13 protein-coding genes are annotated in these 14,424 nt (G+C 41.6%); 3 read left to right on the forward strand and 10 right to left on the reverse strand.

Annotation, left to right across the window (positions count from 1 at the left end; all coding sequences use genetic code 11):
- Window positions 1–174: 174 nt before the first annotated feature.
- Window positions 175–1,221, forward strand: coding sequence for a succinylglutamate desuccinylase/aspartoacylase family protein (locus tag Q5H80_RS10930; RefSeq protein ID WP_304564758.1), 1,047 nt, complete (start codon window positions 175–177; stop codon window positions 1,219–1,221).
- 174 nt (window positions 1,222–1,395) lie between these two features.
- Here Q5H80_RS10930 and Q5H80_RS10935 read toward each other — a convergent pair whose 3' ends face one another.
- Together Q5H80_RS10935 and Q5H80_RS10940 are read right to left on the reverse strand one after the other, a co-directional pair.
- Window positions 1,396–1,713 (reverse strand): DUF3622 domain-containing protein, encoded by a 318-nt coding sequence (locus Q5H80_RS10935; protein WP_009847480.1) that lies wholly within the window; start codon window positions 1,711–1,713, stop codon window positions 1,396–1,398.
- 348 nt (window positions 1,714–2,061) lie between these two features.
- A complete protein-coding gene (locus Q5H80_RS10940) occupies window positions 2,062–3,246 on the reverse strand; it encodes an NnrS family protein (RefSeq protein ID WP_304569408.1) in 1,185 nt (394 codons plus the stop codon).
- Window positions 3,247–3,554: 308 nt separating this feature from the next.
- Here Q5H80_RS10940 and Q5H80_RS10945 point away from each other — a divergent pair, with 308 nt between their 5' ends.
- Window positions 3,555–4,109, forward strand: a complete 555-nt coding sequence (locus tag Q5H80_RS10945) for a gamma-glutamylcyclotransferase family protein (protein ID WP_304564759.1) — start codon at window positions 3,555–3,557, stop codon at window positions 4,107–4,109.
- 98 nt (window positions 4,110–4,207) lie between these two features.
- On the opposite strand, the gene Q5H80_RS10950 is transcribed toward Q5H80_RS10945, so the two are convergent.
- Window positions 4,208–5,335 (reverse strand): CyaA/EF/ExoY family adenylyl cyclase toxin, encoded by a 1,128-nt coding sequence (locus Q5H80_RS10950; protein ID WP_304564760.1) that lies wholly within the window; start codon window positions 5,333–5,335, stop codon window positions 4,208–4,210.
- Between the two features lie 417 nt (window positions 5,336–5,752).
- Window positions 5,753–6,679, reverse strand: a complete 927-nt coding sequence (locus tag Q5H80_RS10955) for a LysR family transcriptional regulator (RefSeq protein WP_304564761.1) — start codon at window positions 6,677–6,679, stop codon at window positions 5,753–5,755.
- A gap of 101 nt (window positions 6,680–6,780) precedes the next feature.
- Here Q5H80_RS10955 and chrA point away from each other — a divergent pair, with 101 nt between their 5' ends.
- The gene (chrA, locus tag Q5H80_RS10960; RefSeq protein ID WP_304564762.1) at window positions 6,781–7,929 is read left to right on the forward strand and encodes a chromate efflux transporter; all 1,149 of its coding nucleotides are present in this window, start codon (window positions 6,781–6,783) and stop codon (window positions 7,927–7,929) included.
- Between the two features lie 90 nt (window positions 7,930–8,019).
- Here chrA and Q5H80_RS10965 read toward each other — a convergent pair whose 3' ends face one another.
- From Q5H80_RS10965 to Q5H80_RS10990, 6 genes are read right to left on the reverse strand one after another with little or no spacing between them, the layout of a single operon-like run.
- Window positions 8,020–8,739: a class I SAM-dependent methyltransferase gene (locus tag Q5H80_RS10965; protein WP_304564763.1), complete on the reverse strand. Its 720-nt coding sequence runs from the start codon at window positions 8,737–8,739 to the stop codon at window positions 8,020–8,022.
- A 9-nt stretch (window positions 8,740–8,748) separates the two neighbouring features.
- A complete protein-coding gene (locus Q5H80_RS10970; protein WP_304564764.1) occupies window positions 8,749–9,678 on the reverse strand; it encodes a glycosyltransferase family 2 protein in 930 nt (309 codons plus the stop codon).
- On the reverse strand, window positions 9,675–11,447 hold the full coding sequence (locus Q5H80_RS10975) for a hypothetical protein (protein ID WP_304564765.1): 1,773 nt from the start codon (window positions 11,445–11,447) through the stop codon (window positions 9,675–9,677). Before Q5H80_RS10975 ends, Q5H80_RS10970 begins: the two co-directional genes overlap by 4 nt.
- Before the next feature lie 26 nt (window positions 11,448–11,473).
- Window positions 11,474–12,478 carry a lipopolysaccharide assembly protein LapB gene (locus Q5H80_RS10980; protein ID WP_304564766.1) on the reverse strand — a complete coding sequence of 335 codons (1,005 nt, stop codon included), beginning with the start codon at window positions 12,476–12,478 and terminating at the stop codon, window positions 11,474–11,476.
- Entirely contained in the window at window positions 12,475–13,446 is a 972-nt protein-coding gene (locus Q5H80_RS10985) for a type II secretion system F family protein (protein ID WP_304564767.1), read from the reverse strand. The genes Q5H80_RS10980 and Q5H80_RS10985 overlap by 4 nt, the downstream gene beginning before the upstream one ends.
- Before the next feature lie 3 nt (window positions 13,447–13,449).
- Window positions 13,450–14,415, reverse strand: a complete 966-nt coding sequence (locus Q5H80_RS10990; RefSeq protein ID WP_304564768.1) for a type II secretion system F family protein — start codon at window positions 14,413–14,415, stop codon at window positions 13,450–13,452.
- Window positions 14,416–14,424: the final 9 nt, after the last annotated feature.

Genomic DNA, 14,424 nt, shown 5'->3' on the forward strand with positions numbered 1-14,424 from the left:
GAAACCTTACAAAGGAAAAGCTTATTCCAAACTGGCAATTATAAATTGAAACCCGTTCGCCACGCCCTCAACAAAAAAGTTTTGTCGTCACCGTAAACCGATTGATTCGTACTAAAAATCAACGATTGCTACATTCCGTGTTAACGAATTATCACCATGTTGAGAACAACCTAAATGGCAAGACTAAAACCTAATCAACCATTCGAATTACTTGGTTATACTGTTCAGCCAGGACAGCGAATGGAGATTGAACTGCAAGCGGCTCAGCTTTACACGCACTCTCCACTTTCGATCCCGATTGAAATTATTCACGGTCGCCAAGCAGGCCCAACACTGATGGTAAATGCGGCTATCCACGGCGATGAGCTAAACGGTGTTGAGATTGCAAGACAACTGACAAATGCGATTGATCCAAAGAAACTGAAAGGGACGTTAATTGTTGCGCCTATCGTTAACGTGTTTGGCTTTATCCATAAATCTCGTTACCTACCAGACCGTCGAGACCTGAACCGTTGCTTCCCTGGCAGTGAGAAAGGCTCGTTAACATCACGCATCGCTTACACCTTCTTCGAGAACGTAGCGAAGCACTGTGATTATATTCTGGATCTGCACACAGGAGCGATTCACCGTACCAATCTTCCACAGATTCGTGCAAACCTATCGAACCCAGAAACACTGCGCATTGCAAAGGCGTTCGCCACACCTGTGATCATTGACTCACCACTGCGTGACGGGTCACTTCGTAGCGAAGCGGAAAAATTGGGTATCCCTGTATTAACTTACGAAGGTGGTGAAGCGTTGCGTTTTGATCACCTAGCGATTCGTGCGGGTTACCTTGGCGTACATCAAGTGATGAAAGAAATCGGTATGCTGCGCCCTAACCGTAAGAAGTTACCAGAGCCAGTGTTGAGCAAATCCACCAGCTGGATTCGCGCTGAGTCAGACGGTATTTTGCGTAACATGGTGAGACTTGGCGAACAAGTTGAAGCAGGACAAACCCTAGCTTACATAAGCTCTCCGTTAGGTCACCAAGAAGGCCAAGTGCTCACAACCAAAGGCGGTATCGTGATTGGCCAACAAACTCTACCTTTGGTAAACGAAGGTGACGCAGTATTCCACATTGCTTACTTCAAACAAGATGACGATGAAGTGGGACAATCAGTTGAGAGCTATATTGAAGAAGTAGCGGAAGATGATTGGCTAACGGCGCTTAACAACTAATCAATGAATGACATGTAGTCACTAGCAAGCAGTGGCTACATTTTCGAAAATAAACGCCACAAACTAAAAAGCCCCAATATACTTTTGACTAAAAAGAAAAAAGTTATATTGGGGCTTTTTTTACTTGTCCCTTATCTTAAAATTAAGGAACCTGTAAATTAATTAAGCGCTGGATTACTCAGCGTCTTCTTGCTCTTCTTCACGAGCTTTTGCGCGCGCTTCACGTGCTTGCTCAGCTTTAAGCTCTTTAGTATGACGTAGTTCGTCACGCTCTTTACGCTGCTCTGATTTACGCTCGTTACGTTCAGCTTGGTTTGCGATGAAAGATGCTAGCTCTTTCTCTGCCCACTCTTGTGCTAGAGCTTCAGTTTCAAAACCAGACTCACGCTTAGATACTGTTGTGCTGCGAGACGTTACTTGACGAGTAATCTCTGCACACCAACCGTTGCGTTTTTCTGTAAGGCGGATATCAAATTTTTTGTTCTTAGACATGTTCTATTTTTTCCTAAGGGAGATCATTAAGGGATCGGTCAACTTTGATAACTCCATCTAAGTGAGCATCTTTTAACACCATCCCTTGGTAAGCGCGGTATTAGAGCACAAATCAATGAATATTGCTGCAAATATTTGCAGCGGATCACACTCCAGTGCTGTAAATCGTTTGTGCCGGATTTCAATGGGTTCGTAACTCTCTGTTCACCACCAAACTTCTGCCCTATTTTATCGACAACAATGAAATGGACTATGCTCAAACAGAGATAAATTAAAGCGATAACTTGCTGCAGTCAAAAAGGGAAGCTCAGAGCTTCCCTTTAAAAATGTGTTAGAAAATCAATACGCTTACCCCGGATGACCATCCACTCTTGGTGTTAACAGCATCATTCCGAACTTCCAGATAAACAGTCCGAATGCTAACGTCCATAGACCTGCGCTGATGTTGACCATCTCAAATAAATACGCAGGGAAGAAGGTCACACCTAAACTACGAACAAGTGCCGCGATAAAAATAGCCGAGAATGCCAACCCCATGCTTGGCCCTTTATAGATAGCGCGGCCTGTGTGTCCCATGGTGACACGAGTGATCATCGCAAGAATGAGTCCACTCAAACCGCCAATCGCAAACAGGTGCAGCATGTTATGGCTTGCAAATGGATTATCTAACAAGCCTCTTAGCAACAAGCTCAAAGGAATGCACAAATAAGCCGCATGCAGTGACCATACCAAAGGCTCAGACAACGTTGTCCAAGGCTTCCAACGAACAAAGCGAACCAACTGAGTCACACCAGCAAACACCATCAACTCGTTGCCCACTTGAGCAAAGGTCAACGGGAAAAAGCTCAGTACAAACAATCCAACCAGAGGCAGGTTCGCTAGCCATTCCAACCAAACCAGTGGTTGTGCTTTTTCAAAGTCAAAACGACGGGCCGTGAAGAACGGGATAACTCGTCCCCCCATCACGGATAATAGCAAGGTAAACCACCATAACATTGCGTGCCATACTGCAGACGATGGGAATGGAGGCATGCCTTTAATGGTCGCGTAACTAGCATAGTTGGCGACGATAGCCAATATAAACAGCGGCACAAAAAACAGGTTCTTCCAGCCTTTCGATTTCACGACACGGAAACCAATCTCGTAAGCGGCAAAGATCAAGAACAACGCTTCAACCGATGAGATTAACCACAATGGCGCCGGTGTCCAAAATAGAATGCGAGGTGCTAGCCACAAACCAACGAGCGCAGCTAATCGATAATGTTTGGTTCCGTTGACTCCCGTCCACGTTTGCACGGCGGTTAAAACAAAACCAACCACAATCGCCATAGAAAAACCAAACAGCATTTCATGTACGTGCCACCAAAGCGCGGGCACTTTTAACACTTCAGGCTGTCCATTTTGGAACATGACAACCCAAGCGACGATAGCAATCACGGCATAGAGGCTGCCTAGAAAGAAGAAAGGTCGAAAACCTAAACGAAGATAAGCTGGGATCGCATCTTCTACGCTTTTATCTGTGATATTTAACAAACTCATTCCTCATTTCAAATAACAAGCCAAGTGTGGCTTATATTGAATTGCTACCAATAGCCAAATTCAAGGTGCAGTAATCATCACCGCAATATTGCCTAACACAATGCATGAAACGCGCCAAAGATATAAAGCCAATAAAAACAAGCAACAAGGAGTATTTAGACATCAAAAAAAGTGTCAATTAAACACGACAAGAGCAGTCATTTAGACTCGAATGTGTGTGGGATAAAAAACTACTGACATTTAATGAAGCCAAACATATAGTAAGACTAGTCTCAAATACAAAAGAACAGACAGGGAACGCGATGTATATTTTTGGTTATGGTAGCTTGATCAACTCCTCTTCTCGTCAACTCACAGGTCAAACAGGACAAGCGATTCCTGCGATAGTGCACGGCCTAGTGCGTCACTGGAGTAAAATCGACGACAGCTATGTTTTGTCACCATTGATCGTCAATCTTGGTGAGGGACAAGTGAATGGTGTTTTGCTTGAGGTCGATGATGTAGCGTTGGCTGAATTTGATCGTCGTGAGCGTGGTTATCACCGAATTGAGTTAAGAAACGATCAGATAGAGAGCCAAACCGAGTTTAATGCGGATCAATCGATCTGGGTATACATCAAAGACGAAATCGAAGCACCTTGTGAAAACAGCCCTATCGTTCAAACCTATGTTGATACCGTCATGGCAGGATGCTTAGAGGTGTCTGAAAGCTTTGCAGCGCACTTTGTGGAACATACACAAGGTTGGCACCATCCATTAGAAAATGATCGCCACCAGCCGAAATACGGCAACCTTGCTGGGGTTTCCGAGCACCACCACAGTGTGATTGATGGCTTGATACTGACTGTACGCAGCTAGCTGATGTTACTTGTTAATGGAGGTACATAGCGAGTTAGTTTAGGTTGGTGAACACATTGGCTCACCAACCTAAAGCGAGCTTAAACGACTAGAATCTGTCAAACCCTAGGGGTTAATACTTCTAATTTTGACAACGAACTCTCTGGAATATTCGTATCCCACTGATAATCTCTTAAATAGCCTGACTGTTTTGAATTGGTATTAACTTTCCCTAACTGACTCCACAGTCGATTAGCATAAAAGGCATAGCCCAGCTTTATTGTATCTCTGATTAAAGCCTCTAACTCGCCTTGGTTTTCCGCCCCAACCACTTCGTTCCACGGAGTAAAAGCGGTGATTGGATAATCTAGCTCTGTAACGGGGTTATCTAGTTCGCATCCATGATGGATAACTTTTCTAAGCCCTATTTTTTGGTTGATTTGTGTTTTAACTCTGCGTGTTATGCTAGAAATCCGCCCTAAATCAGCATCGTTGATACGCCTTTCTTTTTGGGCTAAAGCAGTTGATACAACACGCGCTGCTGACTTGAGATTTAAAGGTTTTGAGTGTGAGAAACTGCTTAAATGTGGTAGCACGCCAAACAAATCATAATCAGCGGTTAATGGTACACAACTATCAAATTCAGCTAGAACAAGGAGCTCCTCAATAGATTCGCCATTTTTTGTCATAACCCAATAGCCATGTTTCAATTGCGGAAGATTCTTGAACATCACCATTAAATTCTTTTGATGATTTCGATACCGTATAGGATAGTCACCAAAAGGCATCATTGCATTTGGATATAGAATGAAATCGTGGTGAGGCTTTCCATGGTTAGTCACATGAATAATCCCCCGCTCTTTAGAGACTATATGTAGCATTTTGTCTTTAATTAAAGAATTCAGACGCTCGTTTGATATCAGTAGTGGTACAGGTTTGGCAAACCTATCCCGTATTGACTCTTTAACTTTACTGTTAAATTTTACAATTTCCTGAGGGCTTTTCTTAAACAGTTTACTAAATTTTTGGTCACAGCAAATAAAGCCTGATTGAGGTCCCCAGTTCGATGATTTTCCTTTCACATGTAAATCTTTTGTAGCGTAGCCTTCCGCAATAAGCGAAGTCGACAATTTGTTTACAGGCCGAACTAGGATAATGCAATTGTTCTGGAATGCAGTTTGGATAATTAGATCTTTATGAAGAGGCACTATCCCAGATGGCTCTATTGCTGCATCGCCTTTATACATAATGTCATCAACTCTAGATAAATTCCTATTAGCCACAATCTATACTAATTTCAAAACGAGTGAAACATTCAGCATACACTTACAAGATCGAGCCACGATATCAATAAGTCATCATGCGTTAATTGAAGGTAAAGATGATCTCACATAGCTCAAGTCAGGGCGATTAGAACTGACTTAGAATAAAAGAAAAAGCGCTAGGGGGAGCTAGCGCTTTTAAGACCAACTAAATCCGTTTAGCCTGGTAGTTTTTTAAGCTATATCATTAGGATATAAACAATTTTTTTACTTAGGTAAATCAAAAAGCCTATTCTTTACGACTACTTTTAGTCGTAAATTAAGTATAGTCGGGTTCTTATAATAAGCCGGATTTTTCTAAAAATAATTCGCATAAAATTGATGCTCGAACAACTGCTGCAACTATGCAACAACTACAGATGAAACGGCTTGTGTAAAAAGCTTTCTAAGTAGTTTATTTTTATCATCTAAATGCTTAGCCTTGCGATAGACGAGCTGTATATCAAAATCAGGCACATCTATAGGCGGATCTACAGCTACCACGGTATCTTGGTCTTGAATATCATTGCGTGCCACCAGTTTGGGGACGATACACAATAACTCCCTACCTCTTATCAAACGTTTTACTGTTAAAAAATTGCTTGAAGATATAGCCACTTTCCGGCTGAAGCCTAATTCAGCCAAACGTTTATCGACGCCAGTCTTTAAAGACCCAGCAGGAGAAACAAGAGCATGCTCGACAGCAACAAACTGTTCTAACGATATCGGCCCCTCAATAGATACAACCGACTTATCGAATAAACAGACATGTTGCTCTGTGTACAAATACTTTGTTCGATATTGCTTTGAAACCTCACCAAAACTACCAATCGCCATATCAAGCTTGGCGTCTTCAAATACTTGCTGATAGTTACCCCGGTTTACATTGAACAGCACGACTTGCGAATTAGGAGAGAATTGCTTGAGGAGGTCAAACAATACTGGCGCGAACATCTGCTCAGCATAATCGGTAAGACCAATCTTCCAAGTCCCTTTATAAGTCGCGGCATCAAACGATTTAGACAGTAACACCTCTGACTGGATGGTATTGAGCAGAGCTTCTACCGTACTGGACAGTTCAATGGCTCGATCGGTCGCCTCCATCTTGCTGCCCACACGCTCAAACAGAGGGTCATCAAACAACTTTCGTAGCCTTTGTAAACTATGACTCATCGCTGACTGGCTGACATAACAACGTTCAGCGGCCTTGCTAACGCTGTTGGTTTTATACAATGCCTGCAGTGCAATCAACAAATTAAGGTCGACCCCTTTCCAGTTAAAATCAGCCATAGATCAAAACCCATTTCATTCATAATTATAATTAAAACAATTAATTTGAATCATAGTTCAACACCACCTAAATTACGCTAAACATTTATCCGGAATCAATCATGCTTTCAATTTTTAAAACCTTTTTCTGGCTTGGCTGGATTAGCTTTGGCGGACCAGCGGCACACATTGGTTACTTCCGTAAAACCTTTGTTGAGAAACTAAATTGGTTGTCCGACGAAGAGTACGGGCAAATTGTCGCTCTTAGTCAATTTCTACCGGGCCCTGGCTCAAGTCAGGTTGGCTTTGCTGTTGGCTACAAGAAAGGTGGCTTGACCGGTGCGATTGCTGCATTTGTGGGTTTCACATCGCCATCTGTCATTCTGATGCTGATATTGGCTTTAGTCAGCAATCAGCTATTGGAGGCTCCACTTTTCAACTCAATCATCCACGGGCTTAAGTTATTAGCGGTTGTGGTTGTGGCTGATGCCACTTTCGGCATGTACAAAAACTTTTGCCAATCAAAGATAGCGACCGCCTTGTGTGTTATTACCGCGATTGTTCTGCTGTTGCTCCCAGGGATCTGGCCTCAAGTGTTCGTTCTACTATTTGCAGCGATTGTTGGTAGCAAGTTTTTGACCTCGCAAGATCTAAACATAGCCCCTTCAACACACAAAATATCGGTAACACCTCTCGTGATTTTTTTCGCACTGTTGGTTGGCCTGCCTTTATTCAGTGCTTACTCTCAAGGTATTGAAGTATTTGGCCTATTCTACCAAGCAGGTAGCTTAGTCTTCGGTGGTGGTCATGTGGTACTTCCGTTACTACAGAATGGTATTGGTGACCAACTGTCTCAAGATGCTTTCCTAACTGGCTATGCCGCGGCACAAGCAGTACCGGGGCCAATGTTTACGTTAGCCACTTATCTAGGTTATGTATTGATGCCATCGGCACCGATTACAGGTGCATTGTTAGCGACAATAGCGGTGTTCTTGCCGGGTTTCTTATTGCTACTAGGTGTATTGAAAAACTGGCAAGCGATTGCAACTAAGCCTTTGGTGGCAGGCGCGCTTACTGGTGTGAATGCAGCAGTTGTTGGTCTATTACTTGCGGCCCTGTATCAACCGATCTTCACAAGCGCAGTGAGCAGCGGCATAGACTTCGCTCTGATCATTGTTGGTGTGTGGTTATTAAAAACCGTAAAGGTTCCGATTGTAGGGTTAGTGGGGTTGTTTATGTTGTTTGGCGCAATTACAGGTTTGGCGCTCTAAGCAACAATTGAGGATAAGAAGTGAGTGGTTTCATCGCTGACTTCTTACTTCTTACTTCTTACTTCTTACTTTTAAAAACTAGAGACACCTTTAATGTCCAGATGGCGGTTTAATACCGTGAAAGTTGAAGAACAAATTACAATCAATAAGCGGCACAAAGCTCAGCGGCCAAAATGATTTTTGGTGTTCAGGAAGGTAATACCTTAAGAAAGCGATTAAGTTATTACATGGATTGACATGCTCTCTCGCCATAATGTAATCGTAATGCCACCCCTTCTGTAAGGCGTGTTTTCTTGTCGTCATATAGCGACCGATTTTCCAAGCGATCCCAGGATCGGTAGGAATCAAAATAGACAGAGTGCCTCCAGGCTTTAACACTCTTAACCACTCTTTAATCACCAAGTGAGGCTCGTATAAGTGCTCCAATATATGGGTCGCTATAACGCGATCGAAGCTATTGGTTTCAAAGTTTAATTGCCGAGCATTGCTCACATTGAAAATAAGCTTACGGTTGGAGCCAATATGATTGAGTTGCTCTTTTGCTACCTCAAGCGCCGCTGCATCACCATCACTCACGATATATTCATCAAAGGTGTGTTTGACGTGCAGTAAGTGTTCACCCGTTCCGGATCCCACCTCTAACACTCTCGAAAAGTGTTCACTTTCACCAAATGGCCTTTCACACGCTATATGACCAGCTCTCATCACATAACCCGTTGTATTGCCGTTATAAACTCGCTCATCGTATTCGTCACTGAAACGAGATAAATAGTCGAGCCACTCTTTGTCTTCATCCTTGCTTGCTCTCATGTCTGATTCCTATTCAGGTAGCTTATTATCACTCGTTCTTAATATAGAAAGGATCCTCATCTCTCGCCTGCCGCGTGATACGTTATCGAGTATCAACCCACAAAAAAATGACATCACCGCAATCAATGCAATTGAGCTAGACAAAATAGCAGTAGGCACCCTTTCGACGAGCCCTGTATCGATGAAGTCGATGATAACGGGGATTCCTAAAACCAATGAAATGAAGCAAAGCAACATAGACAATACGCCAAAGAAGAACATTGGCTTTACATCTCTCAATAAGAACAAAATGAAATTGAGGATCTTGATCCCATCACTAAAGGTATTCAATTTGCTGGCTGTGCCTTCAGGCCTTGATTGATATTGCGTCGATACTTCTTTGATTGGCATATTGTGATGCAGTGCATGAACGGTAAGCTCTGTTTCTATTTGGAAGCCATCACTGAAAATGGGTACGGTTTTGACAAATCGATGGCTCATAATTCGATAACCAGAAAACACATCACTCAATTGAGCATTGAATGCTAAATTAATCAGCGATGAAAACAGCTTATTTCCTAGGATATGCCCTTTGGGATAAGCCATTGAAGCTCGCTCTCGACTTCCAATAATCATATCGAGTTTTTCACTATCCAATTGTTCGATCAGCGCAGGGCATATTGACGCATCGTAAGTGTCATCACCATCAGCCATCACATAGATATCAGCATCAATATCAGAGAACATTCGCCTGACAACCTCCCCTTTACCTTGGCGAGGCTCATGTCGAACAACAGCCCCAGCTTGCAAGGCCTCGTTTACCGTATTGTCGGTTGAGTTGTTGTCATACACATAAATAGACGCATCAGGTAAAGCCTGCTTAAAAGACATAACTGTCTTTCCGATAGCACCCGCTTCATTAAAACATGGGAGTAATACTGCAATTTTTATACTATTCATAAACTCTCCCTAACCCTAAAGATTCGGTAGCCATCAGGAACATCGTCATATATGGTCTCCAACCAGCTGGGAACATTTGATCTGTATAATTTTTTTATAAGAGCCTCTTCACTTGCTGACTTTTTCAAAACCATTAAGTGAGAGTCATTTCCTATAACAATATAATCAATGTCCTTAGCTTGGATTTTGTCCTTGGCTAAACTCATATCACCCTCTAACATAACCTCTATAAGAAATTGATTACCAACAATATTTCTATGATAAGGGGCTGCGATTATGCGGTTATTAGTGTGGGCCAACACAGGTGCTCCCGTCTCAATTCCTGTAAGAATAACCTTTGATTCAATGCCTTTTTCTTCCAATACTCTAAATAGAGTTTTCTTGTCATTTTCAACTGTATTTCGTTCAAAATCATCATTGCCAACAGCTATCACTATAAATGCCATCACTAATGGAGATCCTAACAATATAACCAACACTTTAAATATTGAATATTTTACATATTCAGAAATTCTTACAACGACATAAGCCTGAAAAGGGCTTGATAAAATAAAACACAACCTTATCACTCTAACCTGCCAAAACATGGCAAGAGATAAATTCAATATAAAAATAATATACAGAATCGTACAATGATGATTTTTAATTCTAAACAAAGGATATAATAAAGCAGGAATGATCAGTAACACATAGTTGTCAATTGATAAGAAACCATTCTCACTTATATACTGCGAAATAGATTTAGCTTCAGAAACATGGTCAAGCCAATACGTCTGGAGTAAGGGGGGATAATCGACAAACAGTGCACTGGTAATATTGGGATAAAGTAAAACGACTGGTGTCACATACCCAACACCCAATATAAGAAACACAAATAAGCGAAACCCAAAAGGCCAACCATCAGATTTAAACCAGTTGTAATTATTGACGAAAACCCATCCAACAAAAAACAACACCACAAGAACAAATGACACTTCATCGTACTTAAAATCAAAGAACTCATTATAAGGTCTGTTTAATAATACCGAGAGAACAACCGAAATACAGCAGAAGAGATATAAGCTTGACACATAAACAAACCAACTCTTACTAATAAAGAAACAATACACGGTGTAAACGATAAAAAAACTCGCAAACAAAAGTATATTGTCCAAGCCAGTCCATAACGACAATGCTAGGAGAATAGATTGTGCATACACCCGCCATGATTGATTGATATGACTCATCGTTATAGGGGTTAGCGACAGGAAAAAAATAGCTAAAATAAGCTGAATATTATGGTGATCTATGGAACCCGGAATAAAATGCATAACCGATGGGGAAAACAAAGAAAACATCATACTCAAAAACCGATAGCGCTCTCCGAAGTAATGGTTACATAAATAAAAGCATGACAATGAATAGAACAGTAAATAAAGCAAAGGTACGATAGAGATAGAGAGTGAATAAGCGGTACTTTCATCCACAACAAACAGTAAAGGGTATGCAACAGCAGAAAGCATTAAGTCAGGAAAGCGTGACCAATGAATAACAATACCATCAGCGGCATTAAAATTATCCATTGGTTCCAAATACCAACGCCCATTAGCCATCCATTCTTGGAATTGAACAAAGCGCATGTAATCGTCATTATCATTCAAACTCAGCGTTGAGATATTTTCCCATTTATAGAAGAATATCGCAGTGGCACACAGCAGCCAAAAAGCCGAAATAATGATGATATCTTTGTTAAAACTGTCACTCTTAGGCAAGATGAATATCCTTTTCATTAACCCAAAGATAAGAATTTAAAGTGTTACTGCTCCATCTCTCTGACCTCAGCCAAGGCTCTATTTAGGTTGTCATTCGCCACTTTATAATAAGATGCTTTCTTATCGATAGCTTGTTGTAAGTAAGGAATGGCTTCGTTAGGCTTGCCCTGCAAAATCAAAAAATAACCCACATTATTCAAGGCTTCAGGTGCTTCCATGTGTCTCATAAAAACGTTGGTTGCCTTTTTGATATCCCCGGCAGCCAAGTAAATAAGCGCAAGGTTGTTTTGAGCCTTTTCATTATTAGGTTCTATCTCTAAAGCCGAACGAGTGTATTGATACGCTTCCTTGTAATTGCCATACATGTAGTGGGAGTACCCCATATTCAACAAAGCTTTAACTGAACTTTTGTCTATTGTCAGTGATTTTTTAAAGTACTCTTGCGCTATCTGGTGTTTTCCATCGACATCTTCCAGCACACCTATCCCCATGAAAGCTAATTCGGGAGACATACTATCAACCTTCAAACCAGCCACTTCACTTTGACTTAAGGCTTGGTAATTTGTAATCGTTTCACTACTTTTTAAACGAACTTGATCTGCATTAATCGCTTTAAAGAAATAACTCCGTCCTTCCTCTTTGCGACGCTGCTTTGTATACAAAACACCTAATTGCTCTAGGACTTCGGTATGTGCAGGGTTAAAATCTAGCGCTGCTAAATAAGCTTTCTCGGATAGTGCATAGTTACCACGAGATGAATGAATTTGGCCTATCGTAAAAAGCGTTTTATCGTGAAACTCTTTCTCAGGAAAGGATAGAGAGCGAATATATTCATAAAGGGCCAAATCGATATTGTTATCCCTCAATGCCACATCACCACGCATAATGGCTTCTTTCTCACTCAGTGGAGGGTCATCACTGCTTAAGGTATCGATTGGTTTACCGGAATACAACTCTGCATCAAATTGGTTTGTCGGCTCATCCGAGGATGCACAACCAAGAATAACGAACACTAATAAAGCTAGAAAATATCTACTCACTCGTATCATAAACTTACTCCTGGTGCACCTAGTGCATCAATAACAATAATGATCCCAGGCCCTAACGCGACAATAAAAAAGCAAGGCCAAATAAACAACAGCATAGGGAACAACATTTTTGTCGGTATCTTGGCCGCGATTTCTTCAGCAGCTTGCTGACGCTTATCTCGAAAATCTACCGTATAATCACGAAGAGTCTGCGCTAAGCTTCCCCCCATTCTAGACGCATGAGAAAGCAAAGAAACCAGCCCCTCTAATTCGACCAATCCCGTCCGGTCAATGAACTGCCTCAGCGCATCTGGCATGGTTACACCTGCTTGTATCTTGGCAAAAACCGTCTCTAATTCATCAGCTAACTCTGGCTGAGAAACATAAAGCTCAGAAGCAACTCGTCCAAGTGCTGCATTAAAGCCTAGACCAGATTCCGTACAAACCACAAGAAGATCAAGTGCATCTGGCACACCATTTCTAATTTTCTTCTGACGCTCTTTTTGCCACTTGCTCAAAATAATATTGGGGGTAAAAGTCCCAAGGAAAACACAGGTCATAATCAACAAATTATTGTAACTGCCGCCAAATGATATGTAATAAACCATAAAACCAGCGATGATACCTACCAAGCTCGATAACACTTTCAACGCATAAAAAACCGATAACGCATTTTTTTCATGAAACCCCGCATGCATAAGCTTTTGTGAGTAGGTTTCATTATCCTTTTTATTGCCTTTACTAAGAAAAGGACTCAGTGACTCCAGCGTATTAGAGAAGTTATAAGGCTTCCTATTATTAGGTGAACCTGCCTCTGATATCTGTCTAAGCTTCTTATCTAAAGGGGAGCGTGCTCCTAAAAAAAGAAATCCTAGGGTTAATGTTAACAAGACGGTGGTAAGCAAAATCATTGCATAGATAACCATCTGAGAGCTGACTCCAAAGTCGGCTAACATTTGCTTCCAAATTTCAATATTTAATAATTCCATAGGTTAAATCTCTATGCTGATGATCTTTTTAATCCATAGGGCTCCGATCGCTAAAAGTACGATCCCAACACTGACCATCGAAACGCCGCGCGGGTCATTATAAAGCGGCTCAATATAATCCGGATTAGCCACTTTTAAAGCAAAAAACAAACCAAATGGGGATAAGGTTAATATCCATGCTGATAACCGACTTTCAGCAGAAAGCGTTTTTATTTTCCTTTCGAGCTTAAAGCGAGACCTGAGAACTTCAGATACTTTTTGAAGATTTTCGGAGAGGTTGCCCCCCGTTTCTTTCTGCAACATTACCGCACTCGAAAAAGCCAACATTGATACGGTGGGGACACGTTCTGCCATCTGTAAAATAGCCAAACGTAAGTCGTATCCATAGTTAAGTAGATTGTAGGTATTTTTAAACTCAGCACCGATAGGATCCGGTAGCTCTTCACCAACCTCATTGAATGATTGAACCAACGGCTGCCCAGCTTGTAATGCCCGTCGAATAATATCCAACGCTTCAGGGAGCTGCTCTTCAAACCGAGCCATTCGATAAGTCACTCGATTTTGCACATACAGGTAAGCAACAACCCAGACAGCAATGAATGCCGTTAGGCTAATGAACCACTCTTGTTGAGTCATTATTGATATCAGTGTGAGCGACACACCACATAGAGAAACAATAAGTAAGAAGCGGCTTAACGAAATTCTAATCCCCGCTAGCTCCAACATCCGTTTTAAGCCAGCAAAATAAGGGATAACGATGAGCTTGCGATCTAATGGGGATAAGTCTTTATTATAATGCTCTTTGAGCAGCGATAAGCTCTCTTCATCGATATTACGTTGGGTCTCTTTCAAACGTCGAGAAAGCTCTTTATGCTTAGCTTTTTTCCCCGCTGCAGGCAATAACAAAGCTTGGGAGATAAAAAGCACCGCGATGAATAATAGGCCGAGTGAAACACTTACATTATCCATAATCTCTCC

The organism is Vibrio sp. SNU_ST1, assembly GCF_030563405.1.
Taxonomy (GTDB): Bacteria; Pseudomonadota; Gammaproteobacteria; order Enterobacterales; family Vibrionaceae; genus Vibrio.

Bases quoted from the DNA above. Each gene is read 5' to 3' on its own strand.
- Q5H80_RS10930 (WP_304564758.1), top strand. From the start codon at position 175: ATGGCAAGACTAAAACCTAATCAACCATTCGAATTACTTGGTTATACT.
- Q5H80_RS10935 (WP_009847480.1), bottom strand. From the start codon at position 1,713: ATGTCTAAGAACAAAAAATTTGATATCCGCCTTACAGAAAAACGCAAC.
- Q5H80_RS10945 (WP_304564759.1), top strand. From the start codon at position 3,555: ATGTATATTTTTGGTTATGGTAGCTTGATCAACTCCTCTTCTCGTCAA.
- Q5H80_RS10950 (WP_304564760.1), bottom strand. From the start codon at position 5,335: ATGTATAAAGGCGATGCAGCAATAGAGCCATCTGGGATAGTGCCTCTT.
- Q5H80_RS10955 (WP_304564761.1), bottom strand. From the start codon at position 6,679: ATGGCTGATTTTAACTGGAAAGGGGTCGACCTTAATTTGTTGATTGCA.
- chrA (WP_304564762.1), top strand. From the start codon at position 6,781: ATGCTTTCAATTTTTAAAACCTTTTTCTGGCTTGGCTGGATTAGCTTT.
- Q5H80_RS10965 (WP_304564763.1), bottom strand. From the start codon at position 8,739: ATGAGAGCAAGCAAGGATGAAGACAAAGAGTGGCTCGACTATTTATCT.
- Q5H80_RS10970 (WP_304564764.1), bottom strand. From the start codon at position 9,678: ATGAATAGTATAAAAATTGCAGTATTACTCCCATGTTTTAATGAAGCG.
- Q5H80_RS10975 (WP_304564765.1), bottom strand. From the start codon at position 11,447: ATGAAAAGGATATTCATCTTGCCTAAGAGTGACAGTTTTAACAAAGAT.
- Q5H80_RS10980 (WP_304564766.1), bottom strand. From the start codon at position 12,478: ATGATACGAGTGAGTAGATATTTTCTAGCTTTATTAGTGTTCGTTATT.
- Q5H80_RS10985 (WP_304564767.1), bottom strand. From the start codon at position 13,446: ATGGAATTATTAAATATTGAAATTTGGAAGCAAATGTTAGCCGACTTT.
- Q5H80_RS10990 (WP_304564768.1), bottom strand. From the start codon at position 14,415: ATGGATAATGTAAGTGTTTCACTCGGCCTATTATTCATCGCGGTGCTT.